Origin of the sequence: Hyphomonas sp. (assembly GCF_040882205.1) — a bacterium.
GTDB lineage: Bacteria > Pseudomonadota > Alphaproteobacteria > Caulobacterales > Hyphomonadaceae > Hyphomonas.
The window spans coordinates 1-14,881 of record NZ_JBBEBT010000278.1 but is presented as its reverse complement, the minus strand read 5'-3'; the positions used below and the strand labels follow the sequence as shown (position 1 = coordinate 14,881).

At 64.1% G+C, this 14,881-nt stretch carries 14 protein-coding genes, 1 other RNA gene and 1 pseudogene; 9 read left to right on the top strand and 7 right to left on the bottom strand.

Going from position 1 to position 14,881, the window contains the following annotated elements; translation table 11 throughout:
* The 4 genes and pseudogenes from WEA77_RS11945 to WEA77_RS11930 form a co-directional block, all read left to right on the top strand.
* Positions 1 to 206, top strand: a pseudogene (locus WEA77_RS11945) (SulP family inorganic anion transporter); the annotation flags it as partial.
* 55 nt (positions 207 to 261) lie between these two features.
* Positions 262 to 879, top strand: a complete 618-nt coding sequence (locus WEA77_RS11940; RefSeq protein ID WP_368068110.1) for a helix-turn-helix transcriptional regulator — start codon at positions 262 to 264, stop codon at positions 877 to 879.
* Between the two features lie 21 nt (positions 880 to 900).
* A complete protein-coding gene (locus WEA77_RS11935) occupies positions 901 to 2,367 on the top strand; it encodes an aspartate aminotransferase family protein (RefSeq protein WP_368068109.1) in 1,467 nt (488 codons plus the stop codon).
* A gap of 62 nt (positions 2,368 to 2,429) precedes the next feature.
* Positions 2,430 to 3,332, top strand: a complete 903-nt coding sequence (locus WEA77_RS11930; protein WP_368068108.1) for a LysR family transcriptional regulator — start codon at positions 2,430 to 2,432, stop codon at positions 3,330 to 3,332.
* Between the two features lie 212 nt (positions 3,333 to 3,544).
* Here WEA77_RS11930 and WEA77_RS11925 read toward each other — a convergent pair whose 3' ends face one another.
* Genes WEA77_RS11925 through WEA77_RS11915 form a run of 3 tightly spaced genes read right to left on the bottom strand, consistent with a single transcriptional unit; the run spans position 3,545 to position 6,420 of the window.
* Entirely contained in the window at positions 3,545 to 4,435 is an 891-nt protein-coding gene (locus WEA77_RS11925) for a hypothetical protein (protein ID WP_368068107.1), read from the bottom strand.
* Positions 4,436 to 4,444: 9 nt separating this feature from the next.
* On the bottom strand, positions 4,445 to 5,506 hold the full coding sequence (locus WEA77_RS11920) for a hypothetical protein (RefSeq protein WP_368068106.1): 1,062 nt from the start codon (positions 5,504 to 5,506) through the stop codon (positions 4,445 to 4,447).
* A 29-nt stretch (positions 5,507 to 5,535) separates the two neighbouring features.
* The gene (locus WEA77_RS11915; protein WP_368068105.1) at positions 5,536 to 6,420 is read right to left on the bottom strand and encodes a hypothetical protein; all 885 of its coding nucleotides are present in this window, start codon (positions 6,418 to 6,420) and stop codon (positions 5,536 to 5,538) included.
* Positions 6,421 to 6,546: 126 nt separating this feature from the next.
* Here WEA77_RS11915 and WEA77_RS11910 point away from each other — a divergent pair, with 126 nt between their 5' ends.
* Together WEA77_RS11910 and WEA77_RS11905 are read left to right on the top strand one after the other, a co-directional pair.
* The gene (locus WEA77_RS11910) at positions 6,547 to 8,316 is read left to right on the top strand and encodes an alpha/beta hydrolase (RefSeq protein WP_368068104.1); all 1,770 of its coding nucleotides are present in this window, start codon (positions 6,547 to 6,549) and stop codon (positions 8,314 to 8,316) included.
* Between the two features lie 42 nt (positions 8,317 to 8,358).
* Complete coding sequence (locus tag WEA77_RS11905; RefSeq protein ID WP_368068103.1) at positions 8,359 to 9,318, top strand: alpha/beta hydrolase; 960 nt, start codon at positions 8,359 to 8,361, stop codon at positions 9,316 to 9,318.
* On the opposite strand, the gene WEA77_RS11900 is transcribed toward WEA77_RS11905, so the two are convergent.
* The gene (locus WEA77_RS11900) at positions 9,315 to 9,779 is read right to left on the bottom strand and encodes a Dps family protein (RefSeq protein WP_368068102.1); all 465 of its coding nucleotides are present in this window, start codon (positions 9,777 to 9,779) and stop codon (positions 9,315 to 9,317) included. The genes WEA77_RS11905 and WEA77_RS11900 overlap by 4 nt on opposite strands.
* 98 nt (positions 9,780 to 9,877) lie before the next feature.
* Positions 9,878 to 11,089 (bottom strand): pyridoxal phosphate-dependent aminotransferase, encoded by a 1,212-nt coding sequence (locus WEA77_RS11895; RefSeq protein ID WP_368068101.1) that lies wholly within the window; start codon positions 11,087 to 11,089, stop codon positions 9,878 to 9,880.
* A gap of 226 nt (positions 11,090 to 11,315) precedes the next feature.
* Here WEA77_RS11895 and WEA77_RS11890 point away from each other — a divergent pair, with 226 nt between their 5' ends.
* Together WEA77_RS11890 and uvrC are read left to right on the top strand one after the other, a co-directional pair.
* A complete protein-coding gene (locus WEA77_RS11890; RefSeq protein ID WP_368068100.1) occupies positions 11,316 to 11,603 on the top strand; it encodes a hypothetical protein in 288 nt (95 codons plus the stop codon).
* Positions 11,604 to 11,643: 40 nt separating this feature from the next.
* On the top strand, positions 11,644 to 13,518 hold the full coding sequence (gene uvrC / locus WEA77_RS11885) for an excinuclease ABC subunit UvrC (protein WP_368068099.1): 1,875 nt from the start codon (positions 11,644 to 11,646) through the stop codon (positions 13,516 to 13,518).
* Positions 13,519 to 13,524: 6 nt separating this feature from the next.
* On the opposite strand, the gene WEA77_RS11880 is transcribed toward uvrC, so the two are convergent.
* On the bottom strand, positions 13,525 to 13,770 hold the full coding sequence (locus WEA77_RS11880; RefSeq protein ID WP_368068098.1) for a hypothetical protein: 246 nt from the start codon (positions 13,768 to 13,770) through the stop codon (positions 13,525 to 13,527).
* Positions 13,771 to 13,803: 33 nt separating this feature from the next.
* Positions 13,804 to 13,929, bottom strand: a complete 126-nt coding sequence (locus WEA77_RS11875) for a hypothetical protein (RefSeq protein WP_368068097.1) — start codon at positions 13,927 to 13,929, stop codon at positions 13,804 to 13,806.
* Between the two features lie 411 nt (positions 13,930 to 14,340).
* Here WEA77_RS11875 and ssrA point away from each other — a divergent pair.
* Positions 14,341 to 14,693: a transfer-messenger RNA gene (gene ssrA, locus WEA77_RS11870) on the top strand.
* The last annotated feature ends 188 nt before the right edge of the window (positions 14,694 to 14,881 follow it).

The window sequence follows — 14,881 nt, the reverse complement described above, 5'->3', positions numbered from 1 at the left end:
CCGCCTGGAACATGAGCGAGCCGCACAAGTGGCGCGAACATGCGAAGCTGCCGGTCGAGGACCGTGTGCTGCTGGCCTTGACGCTGGTCCTCACCGTGGTGGCGGACCTCGCCGTAGCGATTGGCGTCGGCGTGGCGCTCGGCCTTTCCCTGCGCCTTCGGCGCCGCGCCGTGCCGCCCTCCGACTGGCACACGCCAGAGCGTTGACGATAGGTGAATATTCCTAATATAGGAATGTTTCCACACTCGCTGCGAGGCCCTGATGCAGCACGAGGATATCTGGCGCGGGCTGGACCAGCTGGCTGCGCATCATGGCCTCTCGGCGTCCGGCCTCGCCAAGCGCGCCGGGCTCGACCCGACGAGTTTCAATCCTTCCAAGCGCGAAGGCGCCGAGGGCCGGCCCCGCTGGCCGACCACAGAAAGCCTCGCCCGTGTGCTGGACGCGGTCGGCGCGGGCTTTGACGATTTCGCGGCGCTGGTCGAAGGCCGCCGGGGTGGCTCGGCGCCGCTGATCGGATTTGCAAAGGCGGGGCAGGATGGCTTCTTCGACGACGCGGGCTTCCCCGTGGGCGCGGGCTGGGGCGATGTACGCTTTCCCGGCCTCGGCACCGAGACCGTCTACGCCCTCCAGATCAGCGGCGACACGATGGAGCCCGCCTACCGAGCCGGAGATCGCATCATTGTCGGCCCCGGCGCCGAGGTGAAAACGGGCGACCGGGTGGTCGCGAAAACAGCCGAGGGTGAAGTGATCGCAAGGGTCCTCGCCCGGAAGAATACCCGTATCATCGAGCTCGCCTCGCTTAACCCGGACTACCCGTCCCGCGAGTTCAAGCCCTCCGAAATCGCCTGGATCGCGCGGATCCTGTGGGCGAGCCAGTAGCATTCACCGAAAGACAATCCGATGCCAGACGATCCGGAAACCGGGCTCGATCCGAAAGACTGGACCGCATTCCGCGAGGCTGCGCATGCGCTGCTCGATGCGGCGATCACGAAGATGGAAAACGCCCGGGAGGGCAGGGTGTGGACGCCCTTTCCGCCGGAAATGAAGGCGGCGTTCGACCAGCCCCTGCCGAGGGCCGGACAGGGCGAATCCGAAATTGCCGCGCAGCTCGCCTGCCTCCTGCCGTATGGCGGCGGTAACACGCATCCGCGTTTCTTCGGCTGGGTACACGGCTCCGGCACGCCGCAGAACCTGCTTGCCGAGATCACCGCCGCCGCGATCAACGCAAATGCCGGCGGGCGCGACCACGGCGCGATCTATGTCGAGCGGCAGGTAATCCGCTGGTGCCGGGAACTTTTCGGCTTTCCGGAAACCGCGAGCGGGCTGATTGTTTCTGGCACATCGCTCGCAACGGTTGTCGCGCTGAAAACCGCCCGTGACGTCCGCCTCGGCTTTGCCAGCCGCAAGGCCGGCCTTGCGGGCGCCCGTCTCGTTGGTTACGCCTCCTCTGAGGCGCATGCCTGCAATCCCCGCGCCTTCGATATTCTCGGCCTTGGCGCCGATGCTCTGCGCAAAATTCCGGTGAACGTAGGCTTCGAGATGCACACGGCCGCCTTGCGCGCCGCAATCGCGGAAGACCGCGCGGCGGGTCTTGAGCCCTTCGTTATCATCGGCACCGCAGGCACGGTGAATGCGGGCGCAACCGATCCGCTTACGGAGCTTGCCGATATCGCCGCCGCCGAGAAGCTCTGGTTCCATGTCGACGGCGCGTTCGGCGCGCTCGCCTCCCTTGTGCCGCAGCTTGCTCCGCGCTTTGCCGCCATTGCGCGCGCCGACTCGCTCGCTTTCGATTTCCACAAATGGCTGCATGTGAACTATGACGCCGGCTGCGTCCTCGTGCGCGACGAGGCCCACCACCGTCATGCCTTCACCGACCGGCCCGATTATCTCAAGCCCGCCACGCGCGGCCTCGCCGCAGGCAATCCCTGGCCGGTCGAGTATGGACCGGAACTTTCACGCAGTTTCCGGGCGCTGAAAATCTGGTCCCAGATCGCTGGCTTTGGCACCGAGCGGCTCAGCAGCGCCATCGCGAACAATTGCGCGCAGGCGGCCTGGCTCGCCGAAAAGGTTGCCGCCGATCCGCGCCTGGAGCTGATGGCTCCGGCCGAGCTCAATATCTGCTGCTTCCGCTATATCGGCTCCGGCCTGAAGGGCGCCGCGCTGGATGGACTGACGGAGGAAATCGTCATTCGCCTGCAGGAGAGCGGTGTCGCGGCGCCGTCGACCACGCGCCTGCGGGGCGAAACGGTGATCCGGGTCAACCTGACCAACCACCGGACAACCCTTGCGGACTTTGACCTGCTCCTCGCTGAAGTGATCGCCATTGGTGAAGACGCCGAAGCGCGTCTGACCGCCGCCAACGGCTAGGCCGCCACTTCAAATCAAGCGGACTCTTGCCGCGCGAGTCCGGGCCGTGCCAAAAGGTTCACATGGATTGGGGAAAGCTCAGATCATTTCACGCCGCAGCGGAAGCCGGCAGCCTGACGCTCGCCGGCGAGCGGCTGGGCATTTCGCAGTCGGCTGTCTCCCGCCAGATCGCGGCGTTGGAAGAACAGCTGGGCGTGTCGCTGTTCCAGCGTCATGCCCGCGGCCTCGTCCTGACGGACAGCGGCCACACGCTCTACCGCTCGACAATGGACATGGCGACCGCTGCCATGTTGGCCAATACGGCCCTCAAGGACCAGCAGGAAACCCCGCAAGGCGAGCTGATTGTCTCGGCGCCGGTGGCCTTCGGTTCGGTCTGGCTGGTGCCCCGACTGGGCAACTTCGTGCGCCGCCACCCGGACCTGCACCTCGATCTGCGCCTCGATGATCAGCGCGAGTATGACCTCCTGAAGCTGGAGGCCGAGTGCGCCATCCGCCTCTGGGCCGCCGACAAGGCCGACCTGATCCAGCGTAAGCTTGGCACGGTGGCCACAAACCTCTACGCGGCCCCCGAATACCTGAAGATCCGCGGCGTGCCCCGGACCGCGCTGGACCTCGATAACCACCGGATTATCGCTTATGGCGACGACAACTCGCCGCTGCAGGAGATGAGCTTCGCCTGCCGGGTAGGGCGCGATGACGCCCCCCCCCGCCCGGCCACCCTGAAAGTAAATAACGTTTTCGCGATGATGCGCGCCGTGGATGCAGGGCTCGGCATCGCCGATGTGCCCGATTACATGGCCAGTGCGCTGCCCCGGCTGGTCCGGGTCCTGCCCGAGATCACGGGCCCCACATTCGACCTTTATTTCATATATCCCAGTGACTTGCGCCGATCGAAACGGGTCGCCGCCTTCCGGGATTTCCTGACCACCGAGACAGAGCCGCTGCGCAAGCTGCCCATGCGTTAAAGGCCATGAATTCTGCGTAATTCATGCAGATCTGCATGTGTGACCTGCTGTCCCGCATGTTGCATTGCAGCGTAACCTTCCTATGTAGGTCTCATGCGGTGGGTCCTGCGCATAACCCGGTCATTCCTCCGATTGGGCGTTTCCTCCCCCCTAACAGGACCCCACTTCAGCCCGGCGCGTCGCAAGATGCTGCCGGGCTTTCTTTTCTCGCCCTATTTGCGTTTCCGGAAATGGCCATTCAAGGCCAGGAACAGGATGGCGAGCGCCCCGCCGAACGTGACGGCGAGCGAGGCATAGAGCATCGCGGCCGAAAACCCGTCCCAGGGCGTCAGCCAGGCATTCGGCGTCAGGTGCACGAACGGCGGCATCAGCGAGAAATGCACGCCCGGGCCCGTCGCATTGCCCGGAACATTGGCCGGGTCGGCAAAGTATTTCAGCTTGTCGGCCCAGTCGAAGGCGACCTGGAAGAAGCCGAAGATGCCCAGCGCACCGAGACCGGCGGTCAGCAGCTTCTCCTCATCCTGCTTGATGCGCTGTTCGCGGTCATGGGTCTGGCTCTCGAGGTTCGAGATCAGCTTCTCAATATAGTCGTTGCGCCGCTCGATACCGCGCAGCTGCATCATGGAATCGAACACGTCCCGTTCGGTGTCATACCGGAAGATGTTGGTATAGCGGTCCCGGTAATAGGCGGCATACTTGCCGGTCCGGAAATCATAGAATTTCTCGGCGGCGCTTTTCAGCTTGCCGCTGCTGCCGAGCGTTTCGACATCGCTGATCAGGTCGAAGGCCGAGGCCTCGTATTCGCGGGTCATGAACTCGTTATGCATCGAGACAACGTGGATCATGAACGCATAGGGGCAGGTGCCGATAAAATCATTGGCTGCCTCAAGGCTGCGGGCCCTCTCGACAAAGGTGATCAGCGCGCGGGGATTGGCGAAGCGGGCAAACTTTCGCTCGGCGGCCTGTTGCTCCGTCGACGGATAGATAGGGTCGATCGAGTCCAGGATCTCGGACGGATCCTGGTTCATGAAGTCGATGATGTTCTGGTTGAACCCGGCCAGGAAAAGGTATTGCAGGCAATCCTCGCGCTTGCGGCTTTCCATCGCCGGTATCTACTTGCGAGCAGTCTCGATCTGTTCATCTGTATACTGATCATAGTCTGGTCGGTCAGCGACCCATTTCCAGAACGGCTTGGCCAGTTCAAATTGCGGAACCCCGTTCACGGCTGGGACTTCGCACCCTGCCAGTTCCGTCTGGTAGGCTGCGTAGCAGCCCTCCTGCACCATCAGCGAGCGCGGGGCCGGCTTCTCGGTGGCGGGATCGATTTCGGGTAGCAGGCGCCGGAAGAATGTCTTGTCCTCGAAGAAGAACAGGAGGCGCGAGACCGGCATGATCAGTCCCGGCACCTCGATGAAGGGCGCCTCTGCCACAAGGTTGTCGAAGGCCGGAACGGGGTTCTTTGGCGGCTTGGCCGGCGGGCAGTATTCCTTGAGTTTCGAGAAAAGATCGGCGGCGTCGGCGTTGAATGTATCACGCACAAAATGCCAGAAGTTTGCTGGGCGTCCGCCTGCGCCTTTCACTTTGATCGCGTCGAGCGGCGCAATCCCGGTCTGCGCATCGGTCGGGCGTATCTCCTTGCCCTCCGGCACCGTGCCCTTGATCTCGAATTCCTTCGGCGCCGCCAGTTTCTGCATCAGCGACAGGAAGAAGAAGTCGCCCGGCGTATGGTCGTAGTTATAGCGGAAGGAGAGGTGATACCCGACCGCGCCATTCGCATGCGTGTACCAGAAACGCCGCACCCGCACGGTGCGCGTCTTGTTGAGCCCCGGCGGCGTGGCGGTGAAGCGGCGCCCTTCGGTCATCCACTCGATCTTGTCCGGCACCGTCACTTCGAGAAACTCGCCAGCCGCGGGGCACAGCGTGTCCAACAGGAAATCATCCACCTTGTTGAGGCGTTCGCGGTCCGCGATATCGTTGAGCAGGGGCTCGACCCCGTTGCGAAGGCGCTGGCTGGCCCGGTAGTTCGCCTGGAAACCGCGCACGATCGACGGCGCCAGACGCTGCCCGAGCGCGGCCTCGACGCGGTCGCCGGACACATACAGCGACAGGGTGAAATAGAGCGAGCGGTCCGCGCACTTCTCGAAATCGGTTGCCGCGACAGCTGTCTCGGTCATGGACATATCCCCCCTCGTCCCCGCTGGCGTCACGCCGGCGCCGCTCGGTCCCGCCGCACATACGCGGCCTCTGCGAACACCTTGTCAAACCCGGTCAGCGCCACCTCTTCGCCCTTGCGGCACGCCGCATCCAGCCTCGCCAGCTGCTGCGCTGCAACCGGCGCGCTCTCCGGATCGGCGCCTTTCAGCACGGTCACCCCGAAAAAGCGGCGCATGTGCTTCGCCATCAGGCAGGCCGTCAGGCTGTCGCCCTCTGCGCCCAGCGCGCCCAGAAGCAGGTCGGTTTCGGCGGTCTGCTGCGCCGAGAGTGGCGGCTGGCGATAGGGCATTGCCACGATGCGCGCCCCGCGCCGTTCCCAGATCTTCAGCCGGTCAACCTGGTCCAGCCCGGCATGCGCGCTGTCGAGGGCATAGTCCTCCGGCGACATGTTAACCGGATCGTTCATCTCGATGAAGACCAGCGGCTCGGGCGCCTCGCCGGGCCAGGTGAAGGAGGCCTTCGCCTCGCCGCGCACAAGCGCCATCAGGCGTGAGAAATGCCCGCGCTGGCGCTCGGCGGAATCCACGAAGATATAGCTCAGTGACACCGTCAGGTCTGCGCCGTCGCCTGCAAAGGCGATGAAGCTCGCCGCCCCCAGCACACGCCCCGCCGCGCCCTCGGTCAGCATGACCACCACTTCGCGGTAAGGCCCATACAGCCCCGAAAGCCGTGCATAGGCCGCGCCATGATTGAGGTCGAGGCAGGCCTTGAAGCCGTCCAGGTCTTCCTTTTCGTCTTCGAGGATGAATGCGGCGTCATAAGCCTCGAAGAAGGCCGGCAGGCGCGCGTCCTCGCTGGTCGTGAAGACATGCAGGTAGACCCCGTCGCGGAGGTCTTCCTTGCGGTCGCGGTTGGACAGGGCCTTCAAAGTCATCGCTGCGATCTCGTGCCACGGGCGGGCGCCGTGTCAACCGCGATTGAGCTCACTCCGGAACTCGCCGCTTGAATTGATCGCCCGCGTGTGGTGTCTTCGGGGCCAATCAGGCGGTGGAGAGAGCACATGCGGCGCTGGATGCTGGTGCTGGTGCTGTTCCTGTTGCTGGTGGCGGGCGCCGGAGCCGGCGCTGCCTGGTTCCTGCTTCAGCCGAAGCCGACGAAGTATCACCCCGATTTCGGAACCGACTGCACCGAGCTGCTGACGCCCGCGACCGTGAACGCGGTGGACTGCGTGCGCGTCCTGTTCGGCACCAACCGGGAATTCATCCTCGAGGGCAATGAGCCGGGACTCAATCAGGAAGCGGATGCGAAGGACGTGCTGGCGCGCAGTGCAAAACGGCTGCAACTTGGCCGGGCAGATGTCTGGCTGCCGAAACTGATCGAGGAGGGCGGCTCCCGCGACCGAGGCGAAACACCGATCCTGGAAGGCCCGCCGCCTGAAGCGCAAAGCGAGTTGGCAAAGTACGTGTTCCTCACGCGCATCACGCGGGCGGGCACGGATGCGTTCCTGACGCACCTTGATCGGGCCCTGGCCGAGCGTAACAGCGGTTCGGTTCTGCTGTTCGTGCATGGTTTCAACACGCCGTTCGATGACGCGCTGATCCGCTCGGCGCAGCTGTCGGTCGACCTGTCGCACCGCAGCATTTTCGATGCCGGCGCGCCGATGCTGTTCAGCTGGCCTTCGGCGGGCGCCCTGTCACTCGATGACTACCGCGGCGACCAGGCCCAGTCCCTGGAAGCCGCGCCTTACCTTGAAGAGTTCCTCGATCTCATTACCGGGAACGCCGAGATACGCCGCATCAACATCGTTGCGCACTCGATGGGCAACCGCATCCTGACCAAGGCTCTGGAATCCTATGCGGCGGACTATCTGGAGCGACACGGACGCGACGATCTCGAGTTCCGCATCATCCTCGTGGCCGCTGATGTCGACCGCGACATTTTCGAGGCCACCACCGGCGTGCTCGACAACCTGAAGGCCAACGTCACGATCTACACGTCTGACGCCGACCGCGCGCTGCACGTCTCCGAAATCGTCAACAGCAAGCTGCGCCTCGGCGATACCAATGGCGACAAGCCGTTCATCCGGGCCAATCCGTATTACCAGACTGTCGACGCCACCGGCATCGCCACCGAACTCTTCGGCCTCGGCCACAACTATTATTCCGACAATCCCTTCATCCTCGGCGACATCCTCTGCGCGCTGGCCGAAGCTAATCCGGAAATCCGCGCGCTGGAGCGCCGGCGGTATGCCAGCACGCCGGACGGGCTCGAATATTTCCGCGTCAACGCTGACAAGGTGCCCGCAGAAAAGGATTGTTCGCTCTACCGTGACGCCTATCCACTCCAGAATGTCGCCGATGCGCCGGTACAAACCGAGCGTGTGCGCACGCGTTCTGCGCCGCCCGCGACCCGCGAGGAGGAGGCCGTGCCTCCATCCCCTCAATCCCATCCACCCCCTCCACCCCCTCCACCTCCGCCGCCGCCGGCCATGCTCGCGCCCGAAATCCTCTACACGATCCCCGTAACGGACAGGGACGAGATCCGGTATGATGCCTTCGAGCCGGTGCTGCTGGCCGCAATCAGTCAGGGCGAAATCTCGCAGGTCCTCATCCGTGCACATACAGACAGCGTCGGCAGCCGCGAAGCAAACCTGGCGCTCAGCAAGGCCTGGGCAAACGACCTGCGGGACTGGATCGCCGCGCGGGGCGTGCCGCTGGACGTGATCTCGGCCGAGGGCTTCGGCGAGGACCAGCCGCTCGAAATCGCGGAAGACGGCGCGCCATCGAGCCTCAACCAGCGCATTGAGATCGTGATACGCTTTGCCGGTTAACCGCCGCCCCAACCAGAAGAAACTGCCAGCAGGGAAGCCCGCATGTCATCACGCCACCTCGTCGAGCCAGACCTGATCGCCTTTCTTGACGCCATGCCCACGATGACCCTCTCGGCGGACAATCTCGCCGCCATCCGCGCCGCCCGTGACGGGATGCTGAGCCAGCTACCCCCATTCCCCGAGACCGTGTCGGTTGAGGAGCGCCATATCCCAGGGCCCGCCGGCGCGCCGACCGTCCGTACAAAGATTTATCTCCGCAAGGAAGGCGCCGCCTTGCGCCCCGCTATCCTCCACCTGCACGGCGGCGGCTATATCATGGGCAATCCGGAATTCATGGGCCCGCAATGCGCGCTCTGGGCGGATGCCTTCGATGCCGTCGTGGTCGGCGCGGCCTACCGGCTCGGGCCGGAAACGCGCTATCCCGGCAATGTCGAGGACGCTTATGCCGCGCTCGCCTGGATGATCGCCCATGCCAGCGAACTTGGCATCAATACGGCCCGCATCGCCGTCGCCGGCGAAAGCGCCGGGGGAGGGCTTGCGGCATCGCTCGCCCTGCTGGTGCGCGACCGGGGCGAATACAACTTCTGCCACCAGCAGCTGATCTTTCCTATGATCGACGACCGTACCGCCGTGCGCACCGACCTCTCACCCATCTACGGCGAATTTGTCTGGAACAATGGCTCGAACCATTTCGGCTGGACCAGCCTCCTCGGCCAGCCGCCGGGCAGCGAAGGTGTGTCGCCTTACGCGGCCGCCGCCCGCGCGGAAAGCCTCAAGGGCCTGCCCCCGGTCTTCATGGCCACCGGCGCGCTTGATTTGTTCACGGAGGAAAACCTCGACTATGCCAAACGCCTGATGGCTGACGGCGTGCCGGTCGAGCTGCACGTCTATCCAGGCGCCCCGCATGCCTTCATGCAAGTGCCCGGCGCCCGCGTCACCCGCGCCTATGCCCGGGACGCAATGGCGGCGCTTGGCAGGGCGCTGGGCGCCGAACGTGCCTAAACCGAAGCCCGCAGCATCCAGGCTGTCTTCTCGGCAATCTGCGCACGCTGGGTGAACAGGTCCACCGAGACCGGATCATTGTTCTTCTCGCCGATCCTGATGCCGGCTTTCGCGGCCTTGCTCACCGCCTCGTGGCCCGCCGCAAGGTTTTTCACCATCTCGCTGGCTTCCGGCACGCCCTTGTCAGGCTTGATCGTCGCATGTTCCAGTATCTCGGCGGACGAGCCCGGTGCAAAGTGGCCCAGCGCGCGTATGCGCTCGGCAATCAGGTCCAGCGCCAGCCAGAGTTCGTTATACTGCGTCATGAACATGCCGTGCAGCTCGTTGAAGCGCGGCCCGGTTACGTTCCAGTGGTAACCGTGCGTCTTGTTATAGAGCCCATAGGTCTCGCCCAGCAGCACTTTAAGCGCTTCCGCCGAGGATGTCCGGGCGGCGTCCGTCAGTCCGATATCAATCGCCATGTCAGTCTCCCTGCAGCTGTCGCAAACTGTCCCGCCCATATGGGCACACACCCGGCGGCGCGCAAATGCGTATTACCCGAAGGTGTTATAGGCTGCGTCTATGACAATGCGGCGCAGAACCGCTGGATCCGCACCAGCGCTTCCTTCAGCACCGCGTCCGAGGTCGCATAGGAAATCCGGAACGTGTTCGCGAGACCGAAGGCTTCGCCAAACACGATGGCGACCTTTTCGGTTTCCAGCAGTTCGCTGGCGAAGGTCTTGTCATTGTCGATCACCGCGCCGGAGGGTGCCCGCTTTCCAATCACGCCGGCGCAGGACGGATAGACATAGAACGCCCCCTCCGGCTTGGGGCAGATCAGCCCTTCGGCCTCGTTCAGGCCCTCCACCATGAAATTTCGGCGCGCCTGATAGGCCGCGCGGAAACCGGGGAGGAAATCCTGCGTCCCGTTCAGCGCCTCGACGCTTGCCCACTGGCTGACCGAGCAGGGGTTGGACGTTGACTGGTCCATCACCTTTCGCATCGCGCCGATCAGCTTCTCCGGCCCGGCGGCATAGCCGATCCGCCAGCCGGTCATGGCGTAGGCCTTAGAAACACCGTTCATCGTCAGTGTGCGGTCATAAAGTGCCGGCTCCACCTGCGCGATGGTCGCATATTCGAAGCCGTCATAGACAAGATGCTCGTACATGTCGTCCGTAAGCACCCAGACCTGGGGATGGCGCAGCAGCACATCCGCCAGGGCCTTAAGCTCGCTTGCCGCATAAGCCGCGCCTGTCGGGTTCGAGGGCGAGTTCAGAACCAGCCATTTGGTGCGCGGTGTGATCGCGGCGTCCAGCTGCTCGGCGGTCAGCTTGTACTGGCTGTTGGCGCCGCAGGTCACCGTCACCGGCGTCCCGCCCGCCAGCAACACCATCTCCGGATAGCTCACCCAGTAAGGCGCAGGGATCACCACTTCGTCGCCGGGATTGAGCGTCGCCATGAAAGCATTGAACAAAACAGCCTTGCCGCCCGGCGACACATTCACCTGCGACGGCTTGTAGGCAAGGCTGTTCTCGCGCGCGAACTTGGCGCAGATCGCTTCCTTCAGCTCCGGAATGCCGTCTGAGGGTGTATACTTCGTCTTGCCCTCCCGGATGGCGCGGATGGCCGCGTCCTTGATGTTCTCCGGAGTGTCGAAATCCGGCTCGCCCGAGCCCAGCCCAATCACGTCCAGGCCCTGCCGCTTCATCTCGGCGGCCTTGGTTGTCACGGCAATCGTGGCCGACGGTTTGACGCGGGAGATGGCATCGGAGAGCTGGATATCGGCGGCCATTTGGAATGGGTCCTTGAACGTGGGAGAGCGGCGCACGCATACCGGCGCGCCCGGCCCTCCGCAAGGCGCGCGGCCCTCGCCCGTGCCGAAAGGTTTGGTTTCCCGGCGATTGCGCCGGATCGGTCAGCTTTTCATCGAAGAATTGGCGGAAAGGTAAAATATTTCGCGCAATCTGTTTATACGGACGGGACACTTCAGGCCGCAAGGCTGGCCCGGAGGCAGTAAAATGTTTGGCAACAACTGGAAGGCCAGGATCGAGCCCGCGCGCTCTGGCATGGGACTTGACCTGAGCGGCGTGGCCCGCCGGGGACGGCAGTTTTTCGAAAGCCTGAAGACGACCCAACAGCTTGTCCTGCCCGGGCCCGTGACGATGGGCCTGTTCCAGCTGCTCGTCGGCCAGTTCAAGGGCGGCAGCGTGGACGAACAGGCGGGTAAGCGTTTCATGGGGATCATGTTCATGATCGTCGCGGCGGCCGCCACGCTTGGCTGGACCGCGTCCGGTTACACCACATAGCGCCCTTCCTGCGCCCGCCCGGGTCGACTATCTGTCAGCCATGAGCGAGAATCAGGCCGGCGCAGCCCCACGGCGCGGCGTCGATGTCATCAAGGACAACCTCTCCCGGCTTCCCTCGAAGCCTGGCGTCTACCGAATGTTCGGGGACGTCGACGAGGTCCTGTATGTCGGCAAGGCCCGCGACCTGAGGGCCCGCGTCGCCAATTACACGCGCATGGGCGGCCACACCCAGCGCATCGCCCGGATGATCCTGCAGACGCGGCGGATGGAATTCGTCGTCACCGAGAGCGAAACCGAGGCGCTGCTGCTGGAGGCGAGCCTCGTCAAATCGCTCAAACCCAGATTCAACGTTCTCCTGCGCGACGACAAGTCCTTCCCCTACATCCTGATCCGCCGAAACCATGAGGCGCCTCAGATCAAGAAGTATCGCGGCAGCAAGCAGGACGAGGGCGACTATTTTGGCCCCTTCGCCAGCGCCGGCGCCGTGATGCGCACGCTCGACACGCTCCAGAAGGCCTTCCTGCTGCGCACCTGCGAGGACAGCGTCTACCACGCGCGCACGCGCCCCTGCATGCTGCATCAGATCAAGCGCTGCGCCGCGCCCTGCGTCGGCCTGATCTCGCAGGAAGATTATACCGAACTCGCCAACGAGGCGGCCGACTTCCTGCGCGGGAAGGGGGCGGACTTGCAAAAACGCCTTGCCGCCGAAATGGAAGCCGCCGCCGAGGCAATGCAGTTCGAAGACGCAGCCCGCCTGCGCGACCGTATCCGCGCGCTCGCGCATGTCCGCGCCACGCAGGACGTGAACCCGGACGGTATCGAGGAAGCCGACGTCTTCGCCATCGCCATGGACGCCGGCATGTCCTGCGTGCAGGTCTTCTTCATCCGCGCCGGCCAGAACTGGGGTGCCACGGTGCACTTCCCGCGCCATGAACGGGATCAGACGGCGGATGAAATCCTCGCCGCCTTTCTCGTCCAGTTCTATGACAAGCGCCCCCCGCCGCGCCTCATCCTCGTCAACCAGTTGCCCGACCAGGCCGAGCTGATCGCCGAAGCCCTGAGCCTCAAGGCCGGCCGCCGAATCGACCTGCGCCGCCCCGAGCGCGGCACCAAGCGCGACCTCCTTACCCAGGCCGAACGCAACGCCGCCGAGGCGCTCACCCGCAAGCTGTCGGAAACCGCCAGCCAGGAACGCCTGCTCCTCGAAGTGCAGAAAGTGTTCGAGCTGCCCGAAATGCCCGACCGTATCGAAGTCTATGACAACTCACACATCCAGGGCACCAACGCGGTCGGCGGCATGGTCGTGGCGGGCCCTGAAGGCTTGCGCAAGGCCGCCTATCGCAAGTTCAATATCAAGGACACTGAGATCACACCCGGCGATGATTTCGGCATGATGCGCGAAGTCATGCGCCGTCGCTTCGCCCGTGCGCTGAAGGAACGCGAAGGCGGGCAGGACCAGGACTGGCCGGATCTCGTGCTGATCGATGGCGGCCTCGGCCAGCTCAACGCCACCATCGAGGCCCTCGCGGAACTTGGTCTGACCCCGGACGATGTCACGCTCGTCTCGATCGCCAAGGGCGTCGACCGCAATGCCGGCCGCGAGCAATTCTTCCGCCCCGGCCGCGCGCCTTTCAAGCTCCCTGAGAACGCCCCCGTCCTCTATTACCTCCAGCGCCTGCGCGATGAGGCCCACCGCTGGGCCATCGGCGCCCACCGCCAGAAACGCGCCGCCGAAGCCGCCCGCTCCCCGCTCGACGAGATCGAAGGCATCGGCCCCACGCGCAAGAAAGCGCTGCTCCACCATTTCGGCTCCGCCCGCGGCGTCTCGCGGGCAAAGGTCGCCGACCTCATGCAGGTCGACGGCGTCAACGAAGCCCTCGCCATCCGCATCCACGGCCACTTCAACGGCGGGTGAGCGCCGTCAGCTGCGGTCTCGGCCGATCATCGCAAACCAGTCGCTGAAATTCCGGAAGGCCTCGCTGGAGGCAACCGGTGTCAGGGTGCGATGCATCACCAGATAGTAGCCTAGCAAAACGGGCATCGGCCAGCGAATGCGTCCGGTGCGCGGTTCCCGGAAAATGATCGCCGCGCACACCACCTCAAGAAAAACCAGTGACGCCTGCAGGCTCGCGCTGAAATCCGCCACGGGCCAGGCCAGCGCGTTCACGAATAATCGCTCGAGCGCCGCCTCGAGCGCGATTTACGCGCTCGCTGCGAGGGCCGTCACATGCAACCGGTTATCTCGTTTGCGCGCTGCCAGAACGGCAAAGGCAACATAGACGCAGAACAGCGCCATACCGGTGAGGTCGAGCCATACGATTTTCACGTCGAGAAGGCGCAAAATTGGCGATATTGTTGTACGCCATGCTCTGGACGACGTAGACGCCGCTCGCCACGACAATCGCAGCGAGCGCCAATGATGCCCAGCCCACGACCCTGTGCGAGGCACGCTTGCGGCCAGCGATCAGCCCATACTGGACCAGCGGCAGCATCATCCGTGCCGCGGCGGACAATCCGTTTACCAGGTGGGGCAGGGACCTCGATGGCAGGACGGCAAAGAAGCTTGGCCAGAAACCAGCACTGCGAGCCCGCGCGCGGTCAGGAAGGATGGCCGGGGATGCCTGAGAGATTTCCGGAATCCACCGCCCGCTTCCACCATGTCCCCCGGACGCCGCCCGCGAGCTGAGTGTGCTGCAAGGCTTCCACTCCGTCCAGCCGATCCCCGGCCCGCAGAAACAGGGTTACTTTTTAACCCCCAGTCCCCTATACTGGTCATGTCTTCGGACTATGGCGATAAATGCGCGTGTAATAAGCGGCTCGGACCCGGGGGCGGTACCCGGCAGCTCCACCAAAAGACGGCCTCGTTAGCCGTTTCCTGATGGGGCTGAAATAGTGTCGACGGACGTGTAAAGACGAGGCTTTCGCTCGCTTGAGCTGCGTTAGAAGCTCAAAAGCAAATAGTTGCAAACGACAACTTTGCTGAGGGCGAACTGCTCGCCGCGTAAGCGGTGACGGTTTTTCCGACCTAAGTCCTCCGGTTTCAGACCCGGAGGCGGGGCCCGGGGGCGCCTGGCAACAGAAGCCCCCACCTAACCTTTCCTTTTACTCAAGTTTGCATTGCCCCACGGGGCGATCTGCCTATGCTTGCTCCAGAGAAATCCATGGGAGGAAGACATGAGCAATGCACGCATCAACCGTCGGCAGATGCTCGGCGCATCTCTTGGCGTCATGGGCGCTGCCTGCGCGTTTCCGGGGGCGGGCGCAGCGGCGCCCCGCCC

What these genes read in the sequence shown, in the direction of transcription:
- WEA77_RS11940 (WP_368068110.1), top strand. Translation starts at nt 262, where the DNA reads ATGCAGCACGAGGATATCTGGCGCGGGCTGGACCAGCTGGCTGCGCAT.
- WEA77_RS11935 (WP_368068109.1), top strand. Translation starts at nt 901, where the DNA reads ATGCCAGACGATCCGGAAACCGGGCTCGATCCGAAAGACTGGACCGCA.
- WEA77_RS11930 (WP_368068108.1), top strand. Translation starts at nt 2,430, where the DNA reads ATGGATTGGGGAAAGCTCAGATCATTTCACGCCGCAGCGGAAGCCGGC.
- WEA77_RS11925 (WP_368068107.1), bottom strand. Translation starts at nt 4,435, where the DNA reads ATGGAAAGCCGCAAGCGCGAGGATTGCCTGCAATACCTTTTCCTGGCC.
- WEA77_RS11920 (WP_368068106.1), bottom strand. Translation starts at nt 5,506, where the DNA reads ATGACCGAGACAGCTGTCGCGGCAACCGATTTCGAGAAGTGCGCGGAC.
- WEA77_RS11915 (WP_368068105.1), bottom strand. Translation starts at nt 6,420, where the DNA reads ATGACTTTGAAGGCCCTGTCCAACCGCGACCGCAAGGAAGACCTCCGC.
- WEA77_RS11910 (WP_368068104.1), top strand. Translation starts at nt 6,547, where the DNA reads ATGCGGCGCTGGATGCTGGTGCTGGTGCTGTTCCTGTTGCTGGTGGCG.
- WEA77_RS11905 (WP_368068103.1), top strand. Translation starts at nt 8,359, where the DNA reads ATGTCATCACGCCACCTCGTCGAGCCAGACCTGATCGCCTTTCTTGAC.
- WEA77_RS11900 (WP_368068102.1), bottom strand. Translation starts at nt 9,779, where the DNA reads ATGGCGATTGATATCGGACTGACGGACGCCGCCCGGACATCCTCGGCG.
- WEA77_RS11895 (WP_368068101.1), bottom strand. Translation starts at nt 11,089, where the DNA reads ATGGCCGCCGATATCCAGCTCTCCGATGCCATCTCCCGCGTCAAACCG.
- WEA77_RS11890 (WP_368068100.1), top strand. Translation starts at nt 11,316, where the DNA reads ATGTTTGGCAACAACTGGAAGGCCAGGATCGAGCCCGCGCGCTCTGGC.
- uvrC (WP_368068099.1), top strand. Translation starts at nt 11,644, where the DNA reads ATGAGCGAGAATCAGGCCGGCGCAGCCCCACGGCGCGGCGTCGATGTC.